This is a genomic window from Delftia sp. UME58, from assembly GCF_014170385.1.
Taxonomy (GTDB): domain Bacteria; phylum Pseudomonadota; class Gammaproteobacteria; order Burkholderiales; family Burkholderiaceae_C; genus Comamonas; species Comamonas acidovorans.
Genome location: NZ_LZZV01000097.1, coordinates 61,776 through 85,400, shown reverse-complemented (window position 1 = coordinate 85,400; position 23,625 = coordinate 61,776). Strand labels below are relative to the sequence as shown.

At 69.6% G+C, this 23,625-nt stretch carries 24 protein-coding genes; 10 read left to right on the top strand and 14 right to left on the bottom strand.

What is annotated here, in order from left to right; genetic code table 11:
- Positions 1 to 101 precede the first annotated feature (101 nt).
- From A9976_RS24320 to A9976_RS24290, 7 genes are all read right to left on the bottom strand, one after another.
- On the bottom strand, positions 102 to 1,163 hold the full coding sequence (locus A9976_RS24320) for a FecR domain-containing protein (protein WP_183021127.1): 1,062 nt from the start codon (positions 1,161 to 1,163) through the stop codon (positions 102 to 104).
- Complete coding sequence (locus A9976_RS24315; protein ID WP_183021126.1) at positions 1,160 to 1,675, bottom strand: sigma-70 family RNA polymerase sigma factor; 516 nt, start codon at positions 1,673 to 1,675, stop codon at positions 1,160 to 1,162. The genes A9976_RS24320 and A9976_RS24315 overlap by 4 nt, the downstream gene beginning before the upstream one ends.
- Before the next feature lie 136 nt (positions 1,676 to 1,811).
- A complete protein-coding gene (locus A9976_RS24310) occupies positions 1,812 to 4,337 on the bottom strand; it encodes a TonB-dependent receptor (RefSeq protein ID WP_183021125.1) in 2,526 nt (841 codons plus the stop codon).
- 96 nt (positions 4,338 to 4,433) lie between these two features.
- Entirely contained in the window at positions 4,434 to 5,387 is a 954-nt protein-coding gene (locus A9976_RS24305) for a FecR domain-containing protein (protein WP_183021124.1), read from the bottom strand.
- A gap of 2 nt (positions 5,388 to 5,389) precedes the next feature.
- Positions 5,390 to 5,869 (bottom strand): sigma-70 family RNA polymerase sigma factor, encoded by a 480-nt coding sequence (locus A9976_RS24300; RefSeq protein ID WP_183021162.1) that lies wholly within the window; start codon positions 5,867 to 5,869, stop codon positions 5,390 to 5,392.
- A 288-nt stretch (positions 5,870 to 6,157) separates the two neighbouring features.
- Positions 6,158 to 7,222 (bottom strand): helix-turn-helix domain-containing protein, encoded by a 1,065-nt coding sequence (locus tag A9976_RS24295; protein ID WP_183021123.1) that lies wholly within the window; start codon positions 7,220 to 7,222, stop codon positions 6,158 to 6,160.
- Positions 7,223 to 7,611: 389 nt separating this feature from the next.
- Positions 7,612 to 8,250 (bottom strand): TetR/AcrR family transcriptional regulator, encoded by a 639-nt coding sequence (locus A9976_RS24290; RefSeq protein WP_183021122.1) that lies wholly within the window; start codon positions 8,248 to 8,250, stop codon positions 7,612 to 7,614.
- A gap of 140 nt (positions 8,251 to 8,390) precedes the next feature.
- Here A9976_RS24290 and A9976_RS24285 point away from each other — a divergent pair, with 140 nt between their 5' ends.
- From A9976_RS24285 to A9976_RS24250, 8 genes are read left to right on the top strand one after another with little or no spacing between them, the layout of a single operon-like run.
- Positions 8,391 to 9,737, top strand: a complete 1,347-nt coding sequence (locus A9976_RS24285; protein ID WP_183021121.1) for an NAD(P)/FAD-dependent oxidoreductase — start codon at positions 8,391 to 8,393, stop codon at positions 9,735 to 9,737.
- Positions 9,734 to 10,486, top strand: a complete 753-nt coding sequence (locus A9976_RS24280; protein ID WP_183021120.1) for a DUF1365 domain-containing protein — start codon at positions 9,734 to 9,736, stop codon at positions 10,484 to 10,486. The genes A9976_RS24285 and A9976_RS24280 overlap by 4 nt, the downstream gene beginning before the upstream one ends.
- A complete protein-coding gene (locus tag A9976_RS24275; RefSeq protein WP_183021119.1) occupies positions 10,483 to 11,751 on the top strand; it encodes a cyclopropane-fatty-acyl-phospholipid synthase family protein in 1,269 nt (422 codons plus the stop codon). Before A9976_RS24280 ends, A9976_RS24275 begins: the two co-directional genes overlap by 4 nt.
- The gene (locus A9976_RS24270) at positions 11,751 to 12,350 is read left to right on the top strand and encodes a hypothetical protein (RefSeq protein ID WP_183021161.1); all 600 of its coding nucleotides are present in this window, start codon (positions 11,751 to 11,753) and stop codon (positions 12,348 to 12,350) included. Before A9976_RS24275 ends, A9976_RS24270 begins: the two co-directional genes overlap by 1 nt.
- 18 nt (positions 12,351 to 12,368) lie before the next feature.
- Positions 12,369 to 13,688, top strand: a complete 1,320-nt coding sequence (locus tag A9976_RS24265) for an MFS transporter (RefSeq protein ID WP_183021118.1) — start codon at positions 12,369 to 12,371, stop codon at positions 13,686 to 13,688.
- The gene (locus tag A9976_RS24260) at positions 13,685 to 14,245 is read left to right on the top strand and encodes a DUF3833 domain-containing protein (protein ID WP_183021117.1); all 561 of its coding nucleotides are present in this window, start codon (positions 13,685 to 13,687) and stop codon (positions 14,243 to 14,245) included. The genes A9976_RS24265 and A9976_RS24260 overlap by 4 nt, the downstream gene beginning before the upstream one ends.
- 5 nt (positions 14,246 to 14,250) lie before the next feature.
- Positions 14,251 to 15,042: an SDR family oxidoreductase gene (locus A9976_RS24255; RefSeq protein ID WP_183021116.1), complete on the top strand. Its 792-nt coding sequence runs from the start codon at positions 14,251 to 14,253 to the stop codon at positions 15,040 to 15,042.
- 5 nt (positions 15,043 to 15,047) lie between these two features.
- The gene (locus A9976_RS24250; RefSeq protein ID WP_183021115.1) at positions 15,048 to 15,488 is read left to right on the top strand and encodes a nuclear transport factor 2 family protein; all 441 of its coding nucleotides are present in this window, start codon (positions 15,048 to 15,050) and stop codon (positions 15,486 to 15,488) included.
- Here A9976_RS24250 and A9976_RS24245 read toward each other — a convergent pair.
- Positions 15,472 to 16,839, bottom strand: a complete 1,368-nt coding sequence (locus tag A9976_RS24245) for a PLP-dependent aminotransferase family protein (RefSeq protein WP_183021114.1) — start codon at positions 16,837 to 16,839, stop codon at positions 15,472 to 15,474. The genes A9976_RS24250 and A9976_RS24245 overlap by 17 nt on opposite strands.
- A 101-nt stretch (positions 16,840 to 16,940) precedes the next feature.
- On the opposite strand from A9976_RS24245, the gene A9976_RS24240 reads away from it, so the two are divergent.
- The gene (locus A9976_RS24240) at positions 16,941 to 17,381 is read left to right on the top strand and encodes a VOC family protein (RefSeq protein WP_183021113.1); all 441 of its coding nucleotides are present in this window, start codon (positions 16,941 to 16,943) and stop codon (positions 17,379 to 17,381) included.
- The gene (locus A9976_RS24235) at positions 17,378 to 17,929 is read left to right on the top strand and encodes a DinB family protein (protein WP_183021112.1); all 552 of its coding nucleotides are present in this window, start codon (positions 17,378 to 17,380) and stop codon (positions 17,927 to 17,929) included. Before A9976_RS24240 ends, A9976_RS24235 begins: the two co-directional genes overlap by 4 nt.
- A gap of 30 nt (positions 17,930 to 17,959) precedes the next feature.
- Here the strand turns inward: A9976_RS24235 and A9976_RS24230 are convergent, their stop codons facing one another.
- The 6 genes from A9976_RS24230 to otsB all read right to left on the bottom strand — a co-directional run bounded on the left by A9976_RS24230 (position 17,960) and on the right by otsB (position 23,596).
- The gene (locus A9976_RS24230) at positions 17,960 to 18,730 is read right to left on the bottom strand and encodes a glycosyltransferase family 2 protein (RefSeq protein ID WP_183021111.1); all 771 of its coding nucleotides are present in this window, start codon (positions 18,728 to 18,730) and stop codon (positions 17,960 to 17,962) included.
- A 12-nt stretch (positions 18,731 to 18,742) separates the two neighbouring features.
- Positions 18,743 to 19,336 (bottom strand): class I SAM-dependent methyltransferase, encoded by a 594-nt coding sequence (locus A9976_RS24225; protein WP_183021110.1) that lies wholly within the window; start codon positions 19,334 to 19,336, stop codon positions 18,743 to 18,745.
- On the bottom strand, positions 19,333 to 20,091 hold the full coding sequence (locus A9976_RS24220) for a PIG-L deacetylase family protein (RefSeq protein ID WP_183021109.1): 759 nt from the start codon (positions 20,089 to 20,091) through the stop codon (positions 19,333 to 19,335). Before A9976_RS24220 ends, A9976_RS24225 begins: the two co-directional genes overlap by 4 nt.
- On the bottom strand, positions 20,079 to 21,188 hold the full coding sequence (locus A9976_RS24215; protein ID WP_183021108.1) for an acyl-CoA dehydrogenase family protein: 1,110 nt from the start codon (positions 21,186 to 21,188) through the stop codon (positions 20,079 to 20,081). Before A9976_RS24215 ends, A9976_RS24220 begins: the two co-directional genes overlap by 13 nt.
- A gap of 111 nt (positions 21,189 to 21,299) precedes the next feature.
- On the bottom strand, positions 21,300 to 22,844 hold the full coding sequence (locus tag A9976_RS24210; RefSeq protein WP_183021107.1) for a trehalose-6-phosphate synthase: 1,545 nt from the start codon (positions 22,842 to 22,844) through the stop codon (positions 21,300 to 21,302).
- Positions 22,841 to 23,596: a trehalose-phosphatase gene (otsB, locus tag A9976_RS24205; protein ID WP_183021106.1), complete on the bottom strand. Its 756-nt coding sequence runs from the start codon at positions 23,594 to 23,596 to the stop codon at positions 22,841 to 22,843. The genes A9976_RS24210 and otsB overlap by 4 nt, the downstream gene beginning before the upstream one ends.
- Between the last annotated feature and the right edge of the window lie 29 nt (positions 23,597 to 23,625).

Here is a 23,625-nt window from a genome sequence, read left to right as displayed (position 1 = left end):
CAAGGGCTTTCATGAAGGGAGCCGAACGAGATCGCAAAAGATGAAAATTGGCCGCGAAGTTTTTTGTGCGGCATGGGGAAATGGCTGACCCTGGGCTGGCCCTAGACGGGCACCAGGGTCAGCCAGTAGCGCGACAGGCCGGCCGCGCGCACCGGGAAGGCGCGGGTGATGACGGCCAGCGCCTTGTCCGTGTCGGCCAGGGGAAACACGCCGGACACGCGCAGGTCGGCCACGGCCGGGTCGCAGGCCAGGCGGCCGGGCCGGTAGCGTGCGAGTTCGCGCACCACGTCGTCCAGCCGCCAGCCGTCCACGATGAGGCTGCCGCCCACCCAGCTGACCAGGGCCGGGTCGGCGGCCTGGGCGGGCAGCATGCCGTTGCGGCTGAAGCTGGCCTGCTGGCCGGCCTGCAGCCGCAGGCTGCGGCTGGCGTCCTGCAGGGGCTGGATTTCCACGGCGTCCTGCAGCACGCTCACCACGGTGTCACCGCCCTCGCCGCCCTTGCTGCGCACGGTGAAGCGCGTGCCCAGCGCCAGGATGCGGCCCTGCGGCGTGTGCACCATGAACGGGCGGCCATCCTTGGCGCCCGCGCCGGGCCCGGCGAGGGAATGGGCGGTCTGCACCAGGATCTCGCCCTCGCGCAGCACCAGCAGCCGGCGCACGGGTTCCATGGACACGTCCACCGAGGTCCGGGTGTTCAGCGTCAGCTCGGAACCGTCGGCCAGCGTGATGGTGCGCCGCTCGCCCGTGCCGGTGCGGTAGTCGGCCAGCCAGGAGCGCACCCCGCCCTGCCCGCCGGCCAGCTGCCATGACAGGCCTGCCACGGCCCCGCTGCCCACCAGTGCGCCGATGCCGCGCAGCACCCGGCGGCGGCTGCGCCGGCTGGCCTGCAGCGTGGAGGCGGCCAGGTGGCCCGGCACGCGCTGCAGCATGGACTGCAGGGCGTCGAAATGCCGCCATGCGCGCTGGTGCTCGGGGTGGGCCTCATGCCAGCGCTGCCAGGCGGCACGGTCGGCGTCGGTGGCATCGCCGGAGCACAGGCGCGCGTACCAGGCGATCGCTTCCTGGCGGATGCGGGCCTGTGCCTGGGCTGGGGTGGTGGTGTGGGTGGGCGAATGTGCAGCCGCGTCCAGGGCGCTGTCGCTGTTCGAGGGCAAGGCCGTCATGCGCCGTCTGCCACGATGAGGTAGCAGTGCTCCAGCGCCTTGAGCATGTAGTTGTTGACGGTGCGTACCGTCACCTGCAGCCGGGCGGCGATCTGCGCATAGGTCAGGCCTTCGAGCTGCGAGAGGATGAAGGCCTGGCGCACGGCGGGCTTCATGCCGTCGAGCATGGCGTCGATGGCCACCAGGGCCTCCAGCACGATGGCCCGCGCCTCGGGCGAGGGCGCCTGCGGCTCGGGCAGGGCCGCCAGCGACTCCAGGTAGGCCCGCTCCAGCGCCCGGCGTCGGTGAAAGTCCACCACCAGGCCGTGGGCGATGGTGGTCAGGTAGGCGCGGGGGTCCACCGGTTCCGCCCGCTCCTTGCGGCCGAGCAGGCGCACGAAGGTGTCGTGGGCCAGGTCGGCGGCATGGTGGGAACAGCCCAGTTTTCCGCGCAGCCAATCGCGCAGCCATCGGTGATGGTCACGATAGAGCGACTGGACCTCGTTGTGCAGCGCGAATTCGCCGGATGACATGCTGACCCCCACAACCGCAAAGATGAATCCCCTGATATCAATGACTTAATGCGATTGGTTCTCATTTTATCCAGGGGTCGTCCGGGCTGCACGGGTGGGTATTGGCAGGCCCCGGCGATCGGTGCCTGCCCGCGGGTCACCAGGTGTGCGCGTAGCTGATCTTCAGCACCGTGCCGGCCGCTGGCAGGCGGCTGGTGTTGTTGTTGCTGCGCAGCAGCTGGCTGTAGAGCGGGAAGTACTGGCGGTTGAACAGGTTTTCCACGCCCAGGGACACGCGGTTCTTGGGGTCGATCTTCCACTGGCTGATCAGGTCCACCGTGGTGTAGCCCCGCGTGTCATAGCGGCCAAAGCCGGTCTTGCCGTCCAGGCGGTAGTCCTTGGCGGCATACGAGGTTGCCTGCAGGCGGTGGCTCCAGCGGGCATCGGGCCGGTACTCCACATAGGCCGTCAGCTTGAGCGGCGGGATGCGAAAGCCCGTCATGTCCTGGTAGCCGCTGGCGGCCTGCGGCAGCTCGCGGCCCTTCATCCAGGTGAAGCTGCCGCCCGCGCTCCAGTGGTCGTCATCGCTGAAGTAGTCCAGGCCGCCTTCGATGCCGTGGATCTTCTCGCGGGTGCGCAGCAGGGACAGGCCGTTGTTGAAGCTTTGCACGGCGCCCAGGTCGGAGCGCGACTGGAAGACGCTGAGATTGGCCATCACGTTGGAGAACTTGCCGCGCCAGCCCATTTCATAGGTGTTGGTCTTGACCGCCTGCAGGTTGGAGTTGCCCAGGTTGAAGGCTGGCGTGGCATTGCGCACCACCACGCCGATGTCCGGCAGCTCGAAGCCCTGGCTGTACGAGGCATAGAACTCCTGGCCCTTCACCGGCGTGAAGACCGTGCCCAGGTTGTAGGTCCAGGCGTTGTACTGGACGGTGCCGCCATTCACGGACTGGGGGTTGGGCACCCGCGATTGCGACAGCGGCGTGAAGTCGTTGAAGCTGGCCTGGGCGCGGTCGTAGCGCAGCCCGCCTTCGGCCGACCATTGGTCGCTGAACTGGTGCTGCAGCTGGGCGAAGGCGCCGATGCTGCGCGTGGTGACCGGGGGCATGTAGATCAGGCGGCCGGTCTTGTTGAAGACCAGGCCGCCGCTGGCGTCATAGGCCCTGGGGTCGAAGATGTCGATGGGCATGTCGGTGCGCTCCTGGTGGAAGTCCGCACCCCAGATCAGCAGGCTTTTCTTGCTGGTGCCCAGCGGCGTCTTCAGCGTCAGGCGCCCGCCAAAGACCTCGGAGTTCTGCATGGACTGATCGACATTGGCGCCCCGCACCGGCACGGCGCGGGCGTCGAAGGGCGCAAACCGGGTGAAGAAGTCACGGTAGTAGAGCTGGGCGGCCAGCGTGCTTCCCGCGAAGTTGCGGTTCTCGTAGTCCAGTCCCAGCAGGGTGTTCCTGATCTGGTTCTGGTCGGCCAGCACCAGGCCCTTGATGGGGCGGGCCGCCGCCGTTCCGGCCGGCAGCCGCGCCACCGACGGGTCGGAGGCGTAGTCCGTATCCTGGGCCGCGTTGTAGTGGCTGGCGGTCAATTGCAGGCGCTGGTCGGCGTCGAGCTTGAAGCCGATCTTGGCCGACGCGTTGTAGATGCTGGAGTCGAACAGGTCGCCCTGGCTGGGCTCGGGCGCAATGCGGTTGCCCTTGGCGTCGAAGGCGCCGCCCATGTGCTTTGCGCCCAGGCTCACCGAGTAGTCGACCACTTCGCCGCCGCCGGACAGGTAGTGCTGCACCTCCCCACCCAGCCCCGCGCCGCGCAGGCGGGACAGGGGAGCCGAGCCGGTGACGATGGTCTCGGCCCGCGTCTCGCCCGAGGGCCGCTTGGTGCGGATGGAGACAATGCCGCCCGCCGCACCGCTGCCGTAGATGGCGCTGCTGCCGCGCAGCACCTCGATCTGCTCGATGTCGGCCGGGTTGATGTTGGCCAGGTTCCTGGACGAGTCGCGGTTGGTGTTCAGCGGAACGCCGTCCACCAGGACCAGCATGTTGCGGCCCCGCAGCGTCTGGCCGTAGTCGGTGATGGTGTGGCTGGAGTCCGCCATGCCAGGCACCACCTTGCTGAGCATGGTGGCCAGGCTGTCCGAGCCCTGGCGCAACTGCTCCACCTCCTGGCCTTCCAGAATCGTCACTTGCCGCGAGGGCGCGACCAGGTTGTTCTGCGTGCGCGCGGTCACCGTGATGGCGGCAAGTTCCGTGGCCTCTGCTGCGGCTTGGGCTGCGGCCGGTGCTGCGGGCACGGCCGCTGCAGCGGACGGCGCCTGGCGGGCCGCCGCAGGCAGCTTCTCCAGCGCGTAGTTGCCCGCACCCACGCGGCGCGCTGTCCAGCCAGAAGTGTTCAGCAGCTGCGCAAAGCCGTCCTCCACGGAGAACGTGCCGGACAGGCCGCGTGTCTCCATGCCGCCGAGCTGCTGCAGGTCCATGCCCAGGTTCACGCCTGCCTGTGCGGCAAAGGCCATCAGCGCCGGGCCCAGCGGACCCGGCTGGATCTGGTAGCTCCGGGCAGCGGCGCTGGCGGTCGGCTCGGCCGCCTGGACTGGCAGCGCGTGCAGCAGCAGCGAGGTGCTGACGGCCAGGGCCGCCAAGGCGGTGGCGCGCAGGCTGTCGCGTGGTCCGGCGGTGGAAGAAGGGGAATGCATGGTGTTCTGTCCTCTGGGCGGTCGATGAAAGTGCTTTTCACACCCCTTGACAGGCGAGAGTGAAAAACCGGACAGCCCTGGCAGAAAAAATCCAAATCAGCGCCGCGTCACCGTCACCCAGTACCGGCTGCGCTCGTGCACGCGCACCGGCAGGGTCTGGGCCAGCAGGGCCAGGATGCGGTCGGTGTCTTGCAACTGGTACGTGCCGGAGACGCGCAGGTCGGCGACATCGTCGTCGCACCGCAGAATGCCTTCGCGGTAGCGCGACAGCTCGGCCAGGAAGTCCTGCAGCCGCAGGTTCTCGGCATAGAGCACGCCCAGCGTCCAGGCCGAGTCCCGCGCCGCCACCGGGCGGGTGGCGCTGGCGCCATGGCCATCGAAATGCAGTTGCTCGCCCGCATGCACCACCACGGCCGTGGCCGATGCTGCCGGCGTGACGCGCACTGCGCCCTCCAGCACGGCCAGCGCCGTGCCTTGCTCCAGCTTGCGCACGATGAAGCGCGTGCCCAGGGCCTGCATCTGGCCGTCGTCTGTCTGCACCATGAAAGGCTGGGAGGCGTAGGGCGGGGCATGCGCGGTCTCGACCAGGATTTCCCCCGCATGCTGGCGGATGCGCCGCGCCGTGCCCTCCATGCGCACGCTGATGGCCGAGGCCGTGTTCAGCTGCACGCGGCTGCCGTCGGCCAGCGTGACCGCGCGGCGCTCGCCCCTGGCCGTGCGGTAGTCGGCCGTCCAGTCCTGCCAGGGCAGGTGACGCCAGGCCAGCCAGCCCAGCGCAGGCGTGGCCAGGGCCAGCACCGCCGAGCGCAGCAACTGGCGCCGTGCGGCCGAGGGACGCGCGCGGTTGAGCGTGGCCATGCCGACGGCGGCGGGGACGGTGTTCAAGTGGCCCTTGAGCTGCTCGGCGCATTGCCAGATGTGTTCATGCCGGCTGCTCTGGCTGCGCCAGCGTGCCAGCTCGGCCTGCTCGGCGGCGCTGAAGTCCGAGGCGTGCCTGCGGGCCAGCCAGCGGGCGGCCTCGTCCAGGATGCGTGCGTCCGCGGCCTGCATGCTCAGCGCTCCAGCATCGCCAGCAGGCATTGCCGGAAGCCCTGGGCCATGTAGCGCGTCACGGTGCGCACGCTCAGTTGCATGTGGGCGGCAATGTCCTCGTAGGACATGCCTTCGAGCTGTGACATGAGAAAGGCCGTGCGCACCTTGGCGGGCAGGGCGTCCAGCAGCGCGTCGAGTTCCTGCAGCGTCTCCAGCAGCATGGCCCGCGCCTCCACGGACAGCACGGTGGCCGGGGGCAGAAGGTGCAGGGATGCCAGGTAGGCCTGCTCCAGCGAGCGGCGCTCCAGATGGTTGACCAGCAGCCGCCGGGCCACCGTCGTCAGGTAGGCGCGGGGCTCCTGGATGTCCTCGATGGCCTGTGTCCTGGCGCTGGCCCAGATGCGCGTGAACGTGTCCTGGGCCAGGTCGGCCGCATCGCAGCGGTTGCCCAGCCTGCGCTGCAGCCATGCGACCAGCCAATGGTTGTGCTGCGCGTACATGCTGCCCAGAGCCTGGCTGGCGCCACTGTCGGTGGATGGATGCACGTGCCGGGCCTTTCCTCTTGTGCGTCAAAGAACTCCCGGCATTTTATCCAGTTGATATGAATTCTCATTTGCATTGGCTGCAGGATCCGTGCTGCGATTCATGGCCATGCTGCAGCGGCTGCCGGCCAGGGCGCGGATGGCATTTCTGCTGTCGCAGCCCGATGGCCTGACAAATGCCGAGACCATGTGCCGCGCCCATGGGCCCGCTGGACCTGCACGCTCTCGTGGCCGGCCATCCCTCGCTCAGGCCATGAGCCCGAGCAGCCAGTCGGCATATTCCGCCGATGCGGTCGTGGTGCCGGGTGGGGGATTGATGCGCACGGCATCAGCCGCTTCAGCCATGGCGCGTACATCGCTGGGCGTGTGGCCGAAGGCGGCACGGAACGCGCGGCTGAAGTGCGCTTCGCTGGCAAAGCCCAGGCGTGTGGCCACATCCGCAATGCGCAGACGTCTGCAGGTCGGGTTGGACAGCGTGTGGAAGGCCCGCTGCAGGCGGCGCTGCTGCACGTAGCGCATCACTCCGCCCAGTGGCTCGAAGAGGTGGTAGAGCCGGTGGCGCGAAATGCCGAAGCGTCCGCACAGTATCTCGGGGGTGAGCGGTGCGGCCAGGTTCTGGGCGATATGGCGCTGGATGCGCTCCAGCGTGGCGGCATGCACTTCGTTGCGGGCCTCGGCCAAGGTGCGCTGGCTCGGACGCAGGCAGGCGGCCAGCATCTGGGTGGTGGCATGCACCACATCGTCGGCCTGCAACAGAGCGATGGTAGGCAGGCGCCTGTGCAGCGCGTCCAGATGATCTGCCAGGAGTCCTGCGAAGATGCTGCCTGAAGCCAGCACGGTTCCATGCAGGTCTGCACCATGGGTGCCGAAGGCTGCATCGCCCAGCCTGCGTGGCACGATCAGCGAGAGCACATGTGAGTGTTCAACCAGGGTCTGCTGGGTGCGTGCCATGTCGAAGACGACCACATCGCCGGCGTTTACCTGTAGCTCGCTGCTGCCATCATGCTGGCCGACGAAGCTGCCGCTGCGGTACCACTGAACCAGATAGTGGTCCAGACCGTCGCGGGCAGCGCGTGCCTTGTTGCGTGAGAAGCGTTGCGCGCCAAAGCGCAGGTCGCCCAGCAGCAACTGGCCCAGATGGGTGGCATGTACCGAGGCATGGAAACTGTCGCCAGAGGCTGTGTGGTGTTCCACCGGAGCCACATCGAACAGCACGGAAATGCTGGCGCGCCAGGCCTCGAAGCGGTCTGCCGAGAGGGTCTGGCACGTGTCAAAGGTAGTACTGGGCAGGGCGTTGGCCGGAGGCTGCATTGCGAAGTTTCGGCGCAGGAAAACACAAGGCCCGGCAGGTCAATCTCGCACGGCGCGGGTCTTGCTGTCGCCGCCAGCCCGCAACTATACAAGAGCACCCGACTGGGAAGCTTGCGCATGAGAAGAGCCAGGCGCACCGTGGTGCGCTGCCGTGTAGCAGCGCAAAAAGCAGGGAGGCAGGTGCCCCAGAATGCCGGCGTGGCTTCTCCCGGGCGGTGAAGGCAGGGCTGTCAGGCCAATTCCAATTGTCGGCGTTCCAGCAGTGCATTCGACAGCCGTCTGTCCACCGTCGTCCCATATGACTGGCTCTCAAGGGGGAGCCCAGAGGGACATGGAGGCGTTTCGAGGGCGAGGTCGGCCATGTCGCAGCGATTGCTCCGCCGGGAGTGTCAACCAGCTCCCGCCAGCCCGTCGAAGGTCGTGCCCGTGACCCAGTCGATGATTTGCGCGTGCGTGTACTGGCCCGATTCCTTGAGCAGGGCCACCACCGGATCGCAGGCCCGCGCGAACAGCGTGTAGAGCACCAGCTCGGCCGGCAGCGTGGGCTGGAGCTGGCCGCTGGTCTGGGCCTCGGTGATCCAGATGCTCAGGCGGTTGCTCAGGGCGATCAGCCGGTCCATGTAGGCATCGTTGGATTGCAGGGAGGCGCTGAGGTTGGAGTTCTGCGCCGGCAGCGAGGGCATTTCGCCTTCCAGCTGGGTCTGCATGGCCCAGCACGTCACGGCCTTGAGCTGGTCCAGCGGGCGCACCGGCGTGCCGGCCTCGGCGGCCTGGGCCGCCGTGTCGCGCAGGCCGTCCACAAAGGCCAGGGCGCGGTCCAGCACGCCCACCATGGCGGCGCCCGCCAGTTCTTCCTTGGAGGTGAACAGCTTGTACAGGCTGGCCTTGGCCATGCCCGCCTCGGCCGCGACCTCGTCCACCGTCATGGCGTCGTAGCCCTTGGTGGCCAGCAGCCGGTTGACGGCCGCCACGATGGCCTGCTCGCGCACGCGCTGTATCTGTTCTTTGATGGAGGAGCGGCTAGTCATAGCGATATTTTAGACCTCGCAGGTCATATCTGATACCAAATAGTGCAAAGCAGGTATGTTTGGTTTATAGTTTGAACTCATCAGTTCAAGATTTGGTCTTTGTGGTCTAGTCGGGCTGTTCAACCAAGAAGGGCACCTCCATGCATCGCATTGCTGTCATCGGTTCGGGGATTGCGGGGCTGGCCGCAGCGAGCCGCCTGGCCGCTGCGCCAGGCGGGCCTGCCGTGACCTTGCTGGAGGCGGGCGGCCATTTCGGGGGGCACGCCAACACGGTGGACCTGACGCTGGGCGGCGTGAGCCAGGGCGTGGACACCGGCTTTCTGGTCTTCAACCACCGCACCTATCCGCTGCTGACGCGTTTGTTCGAGCAACTGCAGGTGCCCACGGCTGCCGCCGAGATGTCGTTTTCCGTGCAGGTGCCCCAGGCCGATGGCCGCGCGGGCCTGGAATGGAGCGGCAGTTCGCTGGGCGGCGTGTTCGCGCAGCGGGGCAATCTGCTGCGCCCGCGCTTTCTGAAGATGCTGGCCGAGATCCTGCGCTTCAACCGCCTGGCCACGCGCATCGCCCAGGAAGGCGATGAAGCGCGGCTGCGCAGCGCCATCGGCGATTTTCTGGACGACCACGGCTTTGGCGCCGCCTTCCGTCAGGACTACCTGCTGCCCATGATGGGCTGCATCTGGTCCTGCCCCACCGACCAGATGCTGCGCTTTCCCGTGGCCACGCTGATCCGCTTTTGCCACAACCATGGACTGATCCAGGTCACGGACCGGCCGCAGTGGCACACGGTGCGCGGCGGCTCGCGCCAGTACGTGCGGCGCATGGTGGCCGCGCTGCTGAAGGACGGCCGCCACGAGGCGCGCCTGAATGCGCCCGTGCTGGGCCTGCGCCGCGCCGCGCACGGCGCGCTGCTGCAGACGGCGAACGGCACGGAGCCGTTCGACGCCGTGGTGCTGGCCTGCCACAGCGACCAGGCCCTGCGCCTGCTCGGCAGCGATGCCACGCCACAGGAACGCAGCGTGCTGGGCGCCATCCGCTACCAGCCCAACCAGGCCGTTCTGCACACCGATGCCAGCGTGCTGCCGCGCAGGCAGGCGGCCTGGGCCGCCTGGAACTACGAACGTGCGGCCGACCCGGGGCGGGACCAGGCCGGCGTCTGCCTGCACTACCTGCTCAACCGCCTGCAGCCCCTGCCGTGGCAGCAGCCCGTGATGGTTTCGCTGAACCCGGTGCGCCCCATCGATGAAGGCCAGGTCCATGCGCGCATCGAGTACAGCCACCCGGTGTTCGACCTGGCGGCCATCGAGGCCCAGGGCCGCGTGGCCGGCGTGCAGGGCCAGCGCCGGACCTGGTTCTGCGGCGCATGGTGCGGCTACGGCTTTCACGAAGACGGCCTGCGCTCGGGCCTGGACGCGGCCGATGGCCTGCTGCGTGCCCTGCCGGCCTTGCCCGTCCTGCCCGCCAGCGCGGCCTTCGAGGGGGTCGCATGACGGCCCGCCCCCTCATCGGCTTCGGCCATGTCTGGCACCGCCGCCTGCGGCCTGTCGAGCATGCCTTCCGCTATCCCGGCTACTTTCTGATGCTGCCGCTGCGCAGCCTGCGCACGCAGCCGGACGCCGCGCTGCGGCGCAACCGGCTGGGCTGGCTGAGCTTTCATGACAGCGACCACGGCGATGGCGGCTGCGACGCACTGGCCTGGTTCGAGCAGTTGCTGCACAGCGAAGGCATAGCCGACGCCGATGGCGAGGTCTGGCTGCACACCTTCCCGCGCGTGCTGGGCTACGTGTTCAAGCCCGTGAGCTTCTGGTATGCGCAGCGCGCCGACGGCTCGCTGGCCGCCGTGCTGGCCGAGGTCAACAACACCTTTGGCGAGCGCCATGCCTACCTGCTGGCGGGGCCGGACCTGGACTGGGGCCGCGAGCAGGTGGCGCGCAAGCAGTTCCATGTCTCGCCGTTCTGCGAGGTGCGCGGCGAGTACCGCTTCCGCTTCGAGCGCGGCGAAGACCGCACCCTGGCGCGCGTGGACCTGCACGACGAGGACGGCCCGCTGCTGCAGACCAGCGTGGGCGGCGTGCTGCACCCGCTCGACGTCGCCGCCGTGCGCCGCGCCTTCTTCGGCACTCCCCTGATGACGCTGGGCGTGGTCGCCCGCATCCACTGGCATGCGCTGCGCCTTTGGGCCAAGCGCGTGCCTTTCCATGGCAAACCCTCCGAGCCCAAGCGCTTCGTCACACGATGAACACTACCGCCGCTCCCCTGCTGAGCCCCTCCGCGGCAGCGCCGCGCCGCACGCCTGCACGGGCGCGCCGTGTGCTGAACCTGCTCGAACGCCTGCCCCACGGGCAGCTGGACCTGGAGCAGCCCGATGGCCGCCTGCTGCACCTGCCCCGCCCACCGTCGGGGGCTGCCGATGCGCATTGCGTGCTGCACGACTGGCAGGCGCTGGAGCGCACGCTCAAATCGGGCGACATCGGGCTGGCCGAAGGCTATATCGCCGGCGAGTGGGACAGCCCCGACCTGGCCGCCCTGCTGCGGCTGTGCATGGTCAACCGCGACCATGTGCAAAGCCTGGTCTATGGCAGCTGGTGGGGCCGGCTGGGCTACCGCCTGCGCCATCTGCTGCAACGCAATACGCGGGCCGGCAGTGCCAGGAACATCCATGCCCACTACGACCTGGGCAATGACTTCTACCGCCTGTGGCTGGACCCCGGCATGAGCTACAGCGCGGCCTGGTTCCAGGGCCGCATCGGCGAAGCGCTGCGCAATGCGGACCTCCAGGAGGCCCAGCAGGCCAAGCTCAGGCGCACGCTGGACGAAGTGCGGCTGCAGCCCGGCCAGCGCCTGCTGGAAATCGGCTGCGGCTGGGGCGGGCTGGCCGAGGCGGCGGCGCAGGAGTTCGGCGCCCGGGTCACGGGCGTGACCCTGTCGCGCGAGCAACTGGTCTGGGGGCAGCAGCGCATGCAGCAGGCGGGCCTGGCCGACGCGGTGGAGCTGCGCTACCAGGACTACCGAGACCTGCCCGCGCGCCATGCGGGCGAGCCCTTCGATGCCATCGTCTCCATCGAGATGTTCGAGGCCGTGGGCCGCGAATACTGGCGCGGCTACTTCCAGACGCTGCGCGACTGCCTCAAGCCGGGGGGGCTGGCCTGCATACAGACCATCACGCTGCGCGAGGATCTGTTCGCCCGCTATCTGCGCTCCACCGACTTCATCCAGCAGTACATCTTCCCGGGCGGGCTGCTGCCCAGCATCCCCGCCTTCGAGCAGGAGGCGCGGCGCGCCGGCCTGGTGGTGGAAGGCCGCATGGCCTTTGGCCGCGACTATGCGGAGACGCTCAGGCGCTGGCGCCAGTCCTTCGAGGAGCGCCTGGAGGCCGTGCGTGCCCAGGGCTTTGACGAACGCTTCGTACGCATCTGGACCTTCTACCTGGCCTACTGCGAGGCGGCCTTCGACACCGGCAACACCGATGTCGTCCAGTTCACGCTGCGCAAGCCCCTGCCATGATGACGGCCCCGCAACCCCGCGGACGCCGCTCACCCCGCCGCCAGGCCCTGGCCTGGGGCGCCGCCTGCGTCCTTGCCCCTTCATTGATCACCATGTCCAACGCCTTGCACGCCATGCCCCCGACTGCCGAACCTCCGGTCGAACTGCGCAGCGCCCTGCCGTCTGCGCGCCTGATGGGCACGGCCGTGCTGCGCTTTTTCGGCCTGCGCGTCTATGAGGCTCGGCTGTGGGCCGCGCCCGGATTGCTGCCCGAGGACTACGCCCGCCACCCGTTTGCGCTGGAGCTGGTCTACGACCGCAAGCTCGAAGGCGCGGCCATTGCCGAACGCTCCATCGCCGAAATGCGCAGGGTCGGCGCCTTCACCGAAGAGCAGGCCCGCCAATGGCTGGACCTGATGAAGCAGGCCTTTCCCGATGTGGTGGCCAACGACCGGCTGCTGGGCCTGAACGACGGCAGGGGCGATGTGCGCTTTTTCCACAATGGCCGGCAGACGGCGCAGTTGCGCGACGCCGACTATGCGCGCCTGTTCTTCGGCATCTGGCTGGCGCCGCAGACCTCGGCGCCAGCCATGCGCACCTCGCTGCTGGGCCAGGGCTGAGCGCCAGCGGAGCACGCCATGACCTCCGTCACAGCCCCCGCTCCTGCCCCCGTGCTGCCCTGGCGCACAGGGCTGGCCTATGGCGGGCTTGCCGCGCCGCTGGCCTTCGTGTCCCTGCCCCTGTATGTGAACCTGCCCTACCACTACGCCAGCGTGGCGGGCGCGCCGCTGGCCGGGCTGGGCGCCGTGCTGCTGGCCACGCGGGCACTCGACGCCGTGGTCGATCCGGCCATTGGCCGCCAGGCCGACAGGCTGCTGCGCCAGGGTGTGCGGCCGGCCTGGCGGGCGGCTGCGCTGGGCAGCCTGCTGATGGCGCTGGGTTTCGGGGCGCTATGGCATCCGCCGCGCGGCTCCGAGGCTGCCATGCTGGGCTGGCTGGCCGGCAGCCTGCTGGTGTGCACGCTGGCCTACAGCTTCGTCACCATCCTCCACCAGGCCTGGGGCACCCGCTGGGGCGGCCAGCCCGCCTGGCGTGCCCGTGTGACGGCCTGGCGCGAGGGCGCCACGCTGGCGGGCGTGCTGCTGGCCAGCGTTCTGCCGGCCGTGATGGGCCTTGACGCCACCGGCGCCGTGCTGGCTCTGGGCCTGGCGCTGGGGCTGATGGGGCTGTACCGGCTCCGGGCGCCCGTGGCCCCTGTGCTCCCCGTCCCCCTCGTGCCGCAACCGGCTGGCCCGGCCTCGGCGGCCCTGGCCCCTGCCGCCTCGCCGTGGGCGGATGCCGCGTTTCGCCGGCTGCTGGCCATCTTCATGCTCAATGGCGTGGCCGCGGCCGTTCCCGCCACCTTGCTGCCCTTCTTCGTGGCCGACAGGCTGCAGGCGCCTGCACTGCAGCCCCTGCTGCTGCTGTGCTTTTTTGGCGCGGCGGCCCTGGGCCTGCCGCTGTGGGTGAAGGCCGTCTCGCGCTGGGGCCTGGCGCCCAGCTGGCGCGCGGGCATGCTGGCCAGCGTGCTGGCCTTCGGCTTCACGCCCTGGCTGGGCGCGGGCGACGGCATGGCCTTTGCCTTGATCTGCCTGGCCAGCGGGCTGGCCCTGGGCGCGGACCTGGCCTTGCCGGGCGCACTGCTCACGGGCGTGATCCACGAGTCCGGCCAGGGCGGCCGGGGCGAGGGCCGCTACCTGGGCTGGTGGACCTGCGCCACCAAGCTCAACCTGGCCTTGGCCGCAGGCCTGGCCCTGCCCCTGCTGTCCGCCGCGGGCTACCGCAGCGGCGGCACCGACCCGGCCGGGCTGCAGGCGCTGGCCTGGGCCTATGGCGGGCTGCCCTGCCTGCTCAAGCTGGCGGCGGCGCTGCTGCTTTGGCGCGCCGAGCGATTGCATTCTTCCTGGAGGCACACATGAGCCACATCACCCACTGCGCTTCGTTTTCGCCGCTGCGGCGCGCCTGCCTGGGGGCGGCATTGGCACTGTCCCTGGCGGGCTGCGCCGGGCCTTCGGTCCAGGACTACGCCAAGGAGCAGCCGCAGCTGGACCTGCGCCAGTATTTCAACGGGCCGCTGACGGCGCACGGCATGTTCACGGACCGATCGGGCAAGGTGGTCAAGCGGTTCACCGTGCGCATGACGGGCCGCTGGAATGGCGACGAGGGCTCCCTGGAGGAGCACTTCGTCTACAGCGACGGCAGCACGCAGGAGCGGGTCTGGCATATCCGCCACCTGGGCGACGGCCGCTACAGCGGCCGGGCCGACGACGTGGTGGGCGAGGCCCAGGGCCAGGGCGCGGGCAATGCCTTCCGCTGGAGCTATGTGCTGGCCCTGCCCGTGAATGGGCGGGTCTGGAACGTCCACATGGATGACTGGATGTACCTCATGGACGGGCGCACCCTGCTCAACCGCACGGCCATGAGCAAGCTCGGCGTGCACCTGGGCGATGTGACGCTGTCCTTTGTCAAGGAGTGATGGCCATGCCGCTGTTCTCGCGCGGGCTGAACCCGCTGCTGGCTGACTGGAAGGGTCGCTCGGCATGGGTGGTGGGCGCGTCCTCGGGCATAGGGCGTGCCACGGCCGAGGCGCTGCACGGGCAGGGCGCCCGGGTGATCGTCTCCGCACGGCATGGCGGCGCGCTGCAGGACTTCGTGCGCGGCCGCGAGGGCTGCCTGGCCCTGCCGCTGGACGTGACCGACGCCGCTGCCGTGGATGCGGCCGCCCAGGCCGTGCTGGCCCACGCGGGCGGGGCGCCCGACCTGATCCTCTACTGCGCAGGCCACTACCGGCCCCTGCGCGCCACCGAGTTCGACCTGGCCGAGATGCAGCACCACCTGGCCGTGAACTATGGCGGCGTGCTGCACCTGCTCGATGCCGCGCTGCCCATGCTGCTCCAGGCTGGCCGGGGCCATCTGGCCCTGGTCGGCTCGGTGGCCGGCTACCGGGGACTGCCCATGTCCCTGGCCTACGGCCCCACCAAGGCGGCGCTCAACAACCTGGCGGAAAACCTCTATCTGGACCTGCATGGCCTGGGCCTGGGCGTGTCCATCATCAATCCCGGCTTTGTCGATACGCCGCTGACGGCGCAAAACAGCTTCAGCATGCCGGCCCTGATCGGCGCCGACGAGGCGGCCCGGCATATGCTGCAGGGCTGGGCGCAGGGGCGTTTCGAGATGAATTTCCCGCGCCGCTTCACGCGCTGGGTGCGCCTGCTGCGCTGCCTGCCAGACGCCTGGTATTTCTCTGCGGTCCGCCGCTTCACCGGAGCATGAAACCCATGAGCAGCGGCATATCCGATCCGCGACTGGCCCGCTTGGCCCAGGCCTACGAGGCCCTGCGCCGCGACAACCTGCCGTCGCTGCTGTCGCTGTATGCCGAGCAGGCCCTGTTCAAGGACCCGTTCAACGAGGTGCGCGGCCACGCTGCGATCGAGCGCGTGTTTTCCCACATGTTCGAGCAGCTCGACCGGCCCCGCTTTGCCGTCAGCCACGGCGCGGTGCAGGGGGACGGCGGCTTTTTGCTGTGGGAGCTGGGCTTTGTGCGGGCATCCGGCCAGCCCATGCACATCGGCGGCACCAGCTACCTGCAGTTCGATGGCGACGGGCTGGTGGCGACGCACCGGGATTTCTGGGACCCGGTGGAGGAGATCTTCGCCAAGGTCCCCGTGCTGGGCGCCGTGGCCAGGGCGCTGCAGCACAAACTCAGGGCGCCGCAGTAAGCAGCCGGGCCAACTGCGCCAGGGCACCGTCCAGCGCGTTGAAGCGCGGCGCACCCAGGCAGATGCGCAGCCCGCTGGCCTGCTCCTGCGGGTCCACCATGAGCGAGCCCGGATCGGTCAGCCTCAGACCCAGCGCCGCTGCGGCCGATACCAGGCGGTCGGCGGCTTCGCGCTCCATGGGCAGCCAGGCGTTGTAGGCCTCGGGGTGCAGCACCAGGCCGCTGCCGCCCAGGTGCGAGGCGAGGTGTGATGCGGCCAGCCGGCAGCGCCGCTGTGCCTCATGGCGCAGGTCGGCCTGCAGGGAAGCGACCACGCCGTGCGACAGCCATTCATCGATCACGGCGCAGGAGAGGGTCGAAGGCGCCATGGACAGCTCCTGCACAAGCTGCACAGCCGCGCCGCACAGCGAAGCGGGCAGCGAGAGCATGCCCACCTGCAGCCCCGGTCCCAGGGACTTGGACAGCCCGTTCACATGCAGCGTGATTTCGGGCGCCAGGGTCGCCAGGTGCGCAAGGCGCGCGTGATCGGGCAAGCAGGCGGCATACACGCCGTCCTCGATGATCCAGGCGCCTGCGCTGCGGCAGATGTCCACGATCGCCTGCCTGCGCTCCGCGCCCATGGTGGCCGTGGTCGGGTTGTGCAGCGTGGGGGTGAGGTAGACCACCTTGCCATGGCCTGCCGGAATGCCGTGCAGCGCATCGGCCAGTGCCTGCGGCAGCATGCCCTGCGCGTCGATCGCCAGGCCCTGCATGGAATACCCCTTGCGCCGGGCCAGGGCCATGGCGCCGGGATAGGTGAGGCGCTCGGTCAGCAGCCGACCCTGCGGCTGGCAGACCAGATCGAAGGCCAGGGACAGGGCCTGGCGCGCGCTGCTGGTCAGCACCATGCGGCCGGGCTCCGTGCCCAGCCCCAGCGTCTGCAGCCAGCGCACGAGCACGCGCCGATGCTCCAGGTGGCCCTGGGGCGGGGCATAGAAGTTGAAATGATCGGCATCGATGCTGCGCGCAATCCCGGTCAGCGTACGAGCCAGGACGCGCGCACTGATGGCGGCCGGCGGTGCGTTGGAAGACAGGTCGATGTCCTCGCCGGCCTGTGCCTGCTGTGATGCCACGAAGGTGCCCCTGCCCTTGACGCTGCGCGTCAGGCCCCGGCGCTCCAGCAGCGCGTAGGCCTTGGTCACCGAGCCCAGGCCGATCTGCAATGTGTCCGCCAGGTCGCGATGGGCGGGCAGGCGATCGCCACCGGCCAGGCGGCCTTCGATGATGTCATCGCCCAGGGCATGGGCCAGCCGCTCTGCGGCACTGGCTTGCAGAGCGGCCAGGCGGGGCGTCCAGGGTGAGCGCGCAAGCATGTTCTTGGTGCGAAAAATTTAGTGTGCCGTGACACTATTTCATTTTTCAATAGCGTAACGTTCACGGGGTTGCCCAGGCCGGGCCTTTTCCTGGAGAACCCATGTTCAGCCATGTGACCGTCGGCAGCCGCGATCTGGAGCGGGCCGGCCGCTTTTATGACGCGGTGCTGTGCCCGCTGGGGCTGCGGCGCCGCTGGGTGGTGCCCGATGGCGGCCCTGCCGCGCTTTGCTGGATCACGCCGCAGGCAGCCCTGCCGCGCTTTTATGTCTACAGCCCCTTCAATGGCACGGCGGGCAATGGCGGCATGGTGGCCTTTCTGGCGCCATCGCCGGCTGCGGTGGACCTGGCCCATGCCGCAGGGCTGGCGCAGGGCGGCAGTGACGAGGGGGCGCCCGGCCCGCGCCCGCATTACGGGGCCGGCTACTACGGCGCCTATCTGCGCGATCCCGATGGCAACAAGGTCCATGTGGTCCATCGCGCCGACACTGGTGCCGATCGGGCCGCTCCCCCTTCGATCAACACTGAAAGAACCCACGAATGACAACCACCGACGCAAACCCCTGTGCTCCTGCCTCATCGGCCAGGGCCAACCTGAAAATGCTGGTGCGCTACAAGGCCTGGGCCAACGGGCTGACCTTCAAGAGCGTGATGGAGCTGCCCGAAGGAGAGGCCCTGAAGCAGCGGCCCACGAGCTTCGGCAACATGGTGCGCACGCTGAACCACGTCCATGTGGTGGACGACATCTTCAGGCACCACCTGCAGGGCCGCAAGCATGGCTACACCATGCGCAACACCGACCACACGCCCACGCTGCAGGCGCTGTGGGAGTCCGTGCAGGCAATGGACCGCTGGTATGTGGAGTTCGTCGATGCGTGCCCGGACGAAGACCTGGCGAAGGTCGTGCATTTCGAGTTCGTGGGCGGAGGGCAGGGCGCCATGACGCGCGAGCAGATCGTGCTGCATGTGGTCAACCACGGCAGCTACCACCGTGGCTTCGTGAGCGACATGATGTACCAGGTGCCCTTCGTGCCGCCGGCCAATGATCTGCCGGTTTTCCTGAGGGATTGCTATCGCGAAGACAAGGGCTGACGTCGAGGGTGGAGCGCCCCGGTCATCGGATCAACCGATTGCCGGGACGCGCAGGGCCGAAGCCGGAGCCCCCTGCGCCATGGCGTCCGTGAGGGCTGCAGGCAGCATGGCGTCTTCTGCCGGAGTCTGTGGCTGTGGGGCCTCGGCCCACCCCTTGCGCAGCGCCCCGGCAAAGCCGTCGGCCACGCGCGAGTAGGCACGCCCGCTGGTCATCACGCGCGGCCGCGCGGACCAGGCGATGCGGGCGCCGCTGGCCGCCAGGCGGTCCACCAGGTCCTGGTCCTCGCCGCAGCGGCGCGCCTCGAAGCCTCCGACATGGCGGTAGTGCCAGGCCGAGATGCCCAGGTTGGCGCCATGTACATGGCGGTGGCCGTCGCGGTCCATGTAGGTGGACTCGAAGTGCCGCCGGGCCGCACCCGCGTGGGCGCCGTGGGCAGACCAGTCGGGCACTGCCACCGTGCCGCAGACCACGTCGGCCTGCAGCGCCAACTGGTCGGCCAGCCAGCTCGGCGAGACCGTGGTGTCGGCATCCGTGAAGGCCAGCCAGCGGGCGCCCAGCAGCAACAGGTACTCCGACCCCAGGGCCCGCGCCTTGCCCACGTTGCGCGCGGCAATCGGCAACGGGATGGCGGGCCAGCGGCGCACGGCCGATTCGGTGGCGTCCTGGCAACTGTCCAGCACGACGACGACGGCCACGGTCTCGCCCTGCAGGTCGGCGTGGGCGGCCGCGCAAAACACGCTGTCCAGGCAGCGGCCTATGAGGTCTTCCTCGTCATGGGCAGGGATGCACACGCCGATCATTTTTCAGTCCTTTCAAGGGTTCTTCTGCCAGATGTCCAGCTGGAAATCCGGCTCGCAGTGGCTGAGCAGCAGGCGCAGCTGCGCATGGGCCGCCACGCTGTCATGCAGGGCCTGCGTGGTCTGCAGGCGGTCGTGCGCGTCATGCCGCCAGTGGCACATGAGCCAGTGGCCGCCGCCTTGCAGCGAGGCCAGGCACTGGCGGTTGAAATGCGCCAGTGCCGCATCGTCGAAGTAATAGGCCAGTTCCGAGACCACGATGAGGTCGAAGCCGGCCTGCGGCGCGGCCGGCACCTGGGGCCATTGCCAGGGCAGGGGAAGGGCCTGAAGGTCCAGGCGCGCACTGTCCTCAGGAGCCATCCGCTCGCGGCACAGGTCCACGGCCCTGGCCGAGAAATCGACGGCGCACAGCCGCTCGCAGCGCTGCAGCAGCCGCTGCGTGGTTTCGCCATTGCCGCAGCCGGGCTCGAAGCCGTGGGCATAGCGCTCGCGGGGCAGGGCGGCCAGCAGCAGGTCGCGCTTGCGCCGCTCGTACCAGCGCGATGCGACCTGCCAGGGGTCGGGGTCGGCCTGGTACATCTGGTCGAAATGCTGTCTGGCGCTGCTCATAGGAACACCACTTCGAACGGGCGCAGCAGGCGTTGCGTGGCCCAGGAAGGGAGGATGGCGTCGCGGCCCGTGGACGGGTCGGGCAGCAACTGGCTGCGAAAGCAAGACAGGGCCTGGCGCTTGAGCGCCAGCTCCTGCGGCGCCAGTGCAATGGCGGCGGCGCGGTGCCAGGGCACGCGCGTGTCGCCGGGCTCGGCCCAGTGCCAGGCCCAGATGGGCAATTCGACAAGCCGGCAGCCCGTGCGCGCGGCCGCCGTGGCGCAGGCCTGGCCGGTGGCCTCGTGGTCCGGGTGACCGTCTTCGCGCCAGGTGCACAGCAGCGCGTCCGAAGGCCGCAGCAAGGCCTGCAGCCGCTGCAGCAGCTGCGCTGCGTGGTCGGCGATATGGCCGTCGGGCAGGCCCAGGCGGGTCACCTGCGCTGCAGGCGCGAGCAGGGCCAGCGCCTGGTTGCTCTCCTGCACGCGCGCACGGGCCAGCCGCTGCGGCGGCCACAGCGTGGAGCCGGGATGACTGGCGCCGCCATCGGTCACGGAAATGACGAGGCAGGGCAGGCCCTGTTGCGCGCAGCGGCGCAGCAGGCTGGCGCAGCCCAGGATTTCGTCATCGGGGTGCGGTGCCACGATGACGATGCGACGCCGGCCCTGCAGCAGCTCGTCCAGTGCCAGCGGCACGGGCTGGCGCTGTGCGAACCAGGCCTGCCAGCGCGACTCGGGCGTGCCCTGGCCTTCGATCAGGCGGGGCTTCACAGCGTCCATGCGGGGGCTCCTGCACCTGGTGCCGATGCGGGTGTCGACACCGTTGCCTGTTCCATCTCGGCCAGCAGGCGGCCCAGCGCCGCCTGGTCGCGCTCGGCATGGCTTTGGCGGATGAAAACGGGCAGGTCGGCCATCAGCCGGGCCAGGCTTTTGTTCTTGCACAGCGGCCCCGGGCCGATGGCGCGCGGCACGCGCCGCAGCACGTCTTCGGCGGCGGCTTCCACGGCCAGCCGGGCGCGGCTCACGGCCAGCAGGCAGGGGTCCGAGGGCCTGGCATCGATGTCTGCCGCAGCTTCGCGCAGCAGGCTGGCCGCGCTGCCCAGGGCCACGTCCAGCGCGCCCAGGTGGGCCAGGCGATGCGGGTCCCCGCCCTGGGTGACGGCCTGCAGCAGATGGCTGGCAATGCGGGCGGCGGCACCATGCCAGCAGGCGGCCACTCCCGCGCCGCCGTGGTGGAAGCCGGGCCGGCTCAGGTACTGGCCCGGTGCCCCGACCAGCACGCCGGTGGCGCCGTCGAAGTGCACATCGGCGCTGGCGCTGGCGGCCATGCCCACGGCCTGCCAGTGGCTGTCGTCCCTGCGTATGCCGGGCTGGTCCATGGTGACGGCGATCAGGCAGCGCTGGCCGTCTGCCAGCCAGCCGCTGACCAGGGCGCGGTCCACCGCGCGGGCACCGGAACACCAGGGCTTGTGGCCGGACAGGCGAACCGCCGAGCCTGCCTGCAGCGTCGTCCGTTGCGTGGCGTCGGGAGAGGCCGCCGTGGCCTGCACGCGCTCGCCCGGTGGCTCGGCGCACCAGACGGCCCAGCGCAGTCCCTCGGTGGCCAGGTCGGCCTGCAGTTCGTACAGGATGGCCAGGGCATCGGTATGGCCTTCGTAGAGCTTGGCCAGGCCCAGGCTGTGGGCGGCAACTTCGGCCAGCGCCCTCCAGCGCTGCAGCGTGTGGCCACGGCCCGGCAAGGGCAGGCGGTCGGCGCCCTGGGCCACCAGCAGGGCCAGCTGGTCCGAGGGGGACAGTTCCTCATGGCCGTGCAGGGCCCGGGCCAGCGTCTCGCTGTCCGTCCACGCCTGGGCGTGCTCGTTGTTTTGCTGGACCATCACCGCTCACCTTTCCTTGTGTGCCATGTGCAGCCCGGTAGTGAAGGGGGGGGGCCGGGCGTTGCCATCGTGCCGGCTTGCCGAGGCCGCCGCCGCAGGAGCAGGAGGCCATTACCTGTCGGAGACCACCGATCGGCTGGCGTCCAGGGCCAGGGCCTCCGCCGGGCAGGCGGGCAGCACCAGGCCCAGCGGCGGGCGTTGCTGCTTCATCGACGGCACGGGGATGCCGAAGCCGTCGTCTCTTTCCTTGCTCCAATCCCTGTCTCGGCGTTCCTGCGGCCTGGCCTCCTTCAATGCGGACAGAAAGGCCTTGCGCCACCAGTGCACGTCCTGCTCGCGTATGCGCTGCAGCAGCCGCCGGTGGCGCTGGCGCCGTTCGTGCAGCGGCATGTGCAGGGCCTGCTGCACCACGGCGGCCGTGCCATGCACGTCATAGGGATTGACCAGCAGCGCCTCGTGCAATTGCTCGGCCGCGCCCGCAAAGCGCGACAGCACCAGCACGCCCGGGTCGGCCGGGTCCTGGGCCGCCACGTATTCCTTGGCCACCAGGTTCATGCCGTCGCGCAGCGGCGTGACCAGGCCCACGGCTGCCGCACGGCACAGGCCGGGAATGCTGTCGCGCGGCAGCGTCTGGTGGATGTAGCGCACGGGCATCCAGTCCAGCTCGCCGTAGTCGCCATTGATGGCGCCGCACAGCGACTCGATCTCGCGCCGTATGTCCGCATAGGCGTCCAGGCCCTCGCGCGTGGGCGATCCGATCTGGATCAGCGTGGCGCTGCGCCGGTTGGCGGGATGGCGCGCCAGCAGTTCGCGGAAGGCGCGCAGGCGCTGGGGCAGGCCCTTGGAGTAGTCGAGCCGGTCTATGCCCAGCAGCAGGCGGCGCTGGGCGTATTCGTGCTTCATGCGTTCGTACATGTCGCGCGAGGCACCGGCCTGTGCAAGCGCCGCGAAGCCCTCCACATCGATTCCTATGGGGAAGTCGCGGCAGACCAGGCGCTGGCCATGGGCTCGGAACGTGCCGTCGCCCAGGGCCTGGCCGCCCGCCTCCTCGCAGACATAGCGCTCGAAGTGCTGCACGTCCTGGCGTGTCTGCAGGCCCACCAGGTCATAGGCAAACAGGCAGCGCATCAGCCACTCATGCTCGGGGATGGCCGCCAGCAGGGTCGGTGGCGGCAGCGGGATGTGCAGGAAAAAACCGATGCGCTGGCGGCAGCCCAGGGCGCGCAGCTCGGCCGCCAGGGGGATCAGGTGGTAGTCATGCACCCAGAGGATGTCGTCCTCTGCCAGCAGGGGGAGCAGCCTGCGTGCGAGCAACTGGTTCACGCGGCGGTAGCCGGCCGCAAGGCCCGTGTCGAAGTTCGCCAGGTCCAGCCGGCCATGGAAGACGGGCCACAGCACGCCATTGCTGTAGCCCGCGTAGTAGCTGTCGTGGTCCGCGCGGTCCAGGTCCACCGTGGCCAGCGTGACCTTGCCTGCCTGGATCCGGTGCACATGCCCGGCAGGGGGCGCGGCGCTGCCATCGGTGACCATGCCGCTCCAGCCGAACCACAGGCCGCCGGTCTGCCGCAACGCATCGCCCATGGCCACGGCCAGGCCGCCTGCGGCTGCCTTGGCCGGGTCGGCCACGCGGTTGGAGATCACCACCAGCCGGCTCATGGCAGGGCCTCCGCGCAGGTCTGTGCAGCCAGGTGCATGCATGCGGACTGCAGCCAGGCATGCACGGCCTGCGGGCTGCCCAGCCGGTGGCGGGCCCTGCTTGCGCCTTCGCCCACCTTGATCGCCATGCCGCCGTGCGCCTGTACCACGGCAAAGCCGCTCTCGTCCGTGACATCGTCACCGGCAAACACGGGGGTGCGGCCGGCGAACGGCTCTTCGCGCAGAAAGGCCGCAATGGCGCGGCCCTTGTCCACGCCCGCGGGCCTGACCTCCAGCACGCATTTGCCGTGCAGCAACTCCAGCCCGGGCAGGTGCCGCAGTGCGCGGCTCAACGTGTCCAGGCACAGCGCCGCCAGCTCTGGCGCGCGCCGGTAGTGCAGTGCCACCGAGGAGCGCTTGTGCTCCACCAGCAGGCGGGGATGGGCAGCCGCCAGGGCATTGCACAGCTGCAGAACGGTCCCTGGCATGGCCGATGCCTGCGGGTGCAGGCGGCCGCAGGCATCCCGCCGCTGCAGGCCATGCTCGCAGGCGGCGGGCAGATGCAGCGGCGCCAGAAAGTGGTCCAGCGCCTCGACCTGCCGACCCGTGACGATGGCAAGCGCCCCTCCCAGCAGGCCCTGCAGCCTGGCCAGCATCGGGATCAGGGCAGGGTCTGGCGCGATGGCGTCCGGGGTCTCGGCCAGCGGCACAAGCGTGCCGTCGAAGTCGAGGAACAGGGCGGAACTGCGGGCGGGGAGTCGGGGTGTTTCCATGGAGAGACCACGGTACCGAGTGCCGGGTT

What these genes read in the sequence shown, in the direction of transcription:
- A9976_RS24245 (WP_183021114.1), bottom strand. Translation starts at nt 16,839, where the DNA reads ATGCTTGCGCGCTCACCCTGGACGCCCCGCCTGGCCGCTCTGCAAGCC.
- A9976_RS24305 (WP_183021124.1), bottom strand. Translation starts at nt 5,387, where the DNA reads ATGCAGGCCGCGGACGCACGCATCCTGGACGAGGCCGCCCGCTGGCTG.
- A9976_RS24250 (WP_183021115.1), top strand. Translation starts at nt 15,048, where the DNA reads ATGAGCAGCGGCATATCCGATCCGCGACTGGCCCGCTTGGCCCAGGCC.
- A9976_RS24285 (WP_183021121.1), top strand. Translation starts at nt 8,391, where the DNA reads ATGCATCGCATTGCTGTCATCGGTTCGGGGATTGCGGGGCTGGCCGCA.
- A9976_RS24320 (WP_183021127.1), bottom strand. Translation starts at nt 1,163, where the DNA reads ATGACGGCCTTGCCCTCGAACAGCGACAGCGCCCTGGACGCGGCTGCA.
- A9976_RS24270 (WP_183021161.1), top strand. Translation starts at nt 11,751, where the DNA reads ATGACGGCCCCGCAACCCCGCGGACGCCGCTCACCCCGCCGCCAGGCC.
- A9976_RS24225 (WP_183021110.1), bottom strand. Translation starts at nt 19,336, where the DNA reads ATGAGCAGCGCCAGACAGCATTTCGACCAGATGTACCAGGCCGACCCC.
- A9976_RS24275 (WP_183021119.1), top strand. Translation starts at nt 10,483, where the DNA reads ATGAACACTACCGCCGCTCCCCTGCTGAGCCCCTCCGCGGCAGCGCCG.
- A9976_RS24230 (WP_183021111.1), bottom strand. Translation starts at nt 18,730, where the DNA reads ATGATCGGCGTGTGCATCCCTGCCCATGACGAGGAAGACCTCATAGGC.
- A9976_RS24315 (WP_183021126.1), bottom strand. Translation starts at nt 1,675, where the DNA reads ATGTCATCCGGCGAATTCGCGCTGCACAACGAGGTCCAGTCGCTCTAT.
- A9976_RS24220 (WP_183021109.1), bottom strand. Translation starts at nt 20,091, where the DNA reads ATGGACGCTGTGAAGCCCCGCCTGATCGAAGGCCAGGGCACGCCCGAG.
- A9976_RS24290 (WP_183021122.1), bottom strand. Translation starts at nt 8,250, where the DNA reads ATGACTAGCCGCTCCTCCATCAAAGAACAGATACAGCGCGTGCGCGAG.
- A9976_RS24265 (WP_183021118.1), top strand. Translation starts at nt 12,369, where the DNA reads ATGACCTCCGTCACAGCCCCCGCTCCTGCCCCCGTGCTGCCCTGGCGC.
- A9976_RS24240 (WP_183021113.1), top strand. Translation starts at nt 16,941, where the DNA reads ATGTTCAGCCATGTGACCGTCGGCAGCCGCGATCTGGAGCGGGCCGGC.
- A9976_RS24255 (WP_183021116.1), top strand. Translation starts at nt 14,251, where the DNA reads ATGCCGCTGTTCTCGCGCGGGCTGAACCCGCTGCTGGCTGACTGGAAG.
- A9976_RS24295 (WP_183021123.1), bottom strand. Translation starts at nt 7,222, where the DNA reads ATGCAGCCTCCGGCCAACGCCCTGCCCAGTACTACCTTTGACACGTGC.
- otsB (WP_183021106.1), bottom strand. Translation starts at nt 23,596, where the DNA reads ATGGAAACACCCCGACTCCCCGCCCGCAGTTCCGCCCTGTTCCTCGAC.
- A9976_RS24260 (WP_183021117.1), top strand. Translation starts at nt 13,685, where the DNA reads ATGAGCCACATCACCCACTGCGCTTCGTTTTCGCCGCTGCGGCGCGCC.
- A9976_RS24210 (WP_183021107.1), bottom strand. Translation starts at nt 22,844, where the DNA reads ATGAGCCGGCTGGTGGTGATCTCCAACCGCGTGGCCGACCCGGCCAAG.
- A9976_RS24235 (WP_183021112.1), top strand. Translation starts at nt 17,378, where the DNA reads ATGACAACCACCGACGCAAACCCCTGTGCTCCTGCCTCATCGGCCAGG.
- A9976_RS24310 (WP_183021125.1), bottom strand. Translation starts at nt 4,337, where the DNA reads ATGCATTCCCCTTCTTCCACCGCCGGACCACGCGACAGCCTGCGCGCC.
- A9976_RS24300 (WP_183021162.1), bottom strand. Translation starts at nt 5,869, where the DNA reads ATGTACGCGCAGCACAACCATTGGCTGGTCGCATGGCTGCAGCGCAGG.
- A9976_RS24280 (WP_183021120.1), top strand. Translation starts at nt 9,734, where the DNA reads ATGACGGCCCGCCCCCTCATCGGCTTCGGCCATGTCTGGCACCGCCGC.
- A9976_RS24215 (WP_183021108.1), bottom strand. Translation starts at nt 21,188, where the DNA reads ATGGTCCAGCAAAACAACGAGCACGCCCAGGCGTGGACGGACAGCGAG.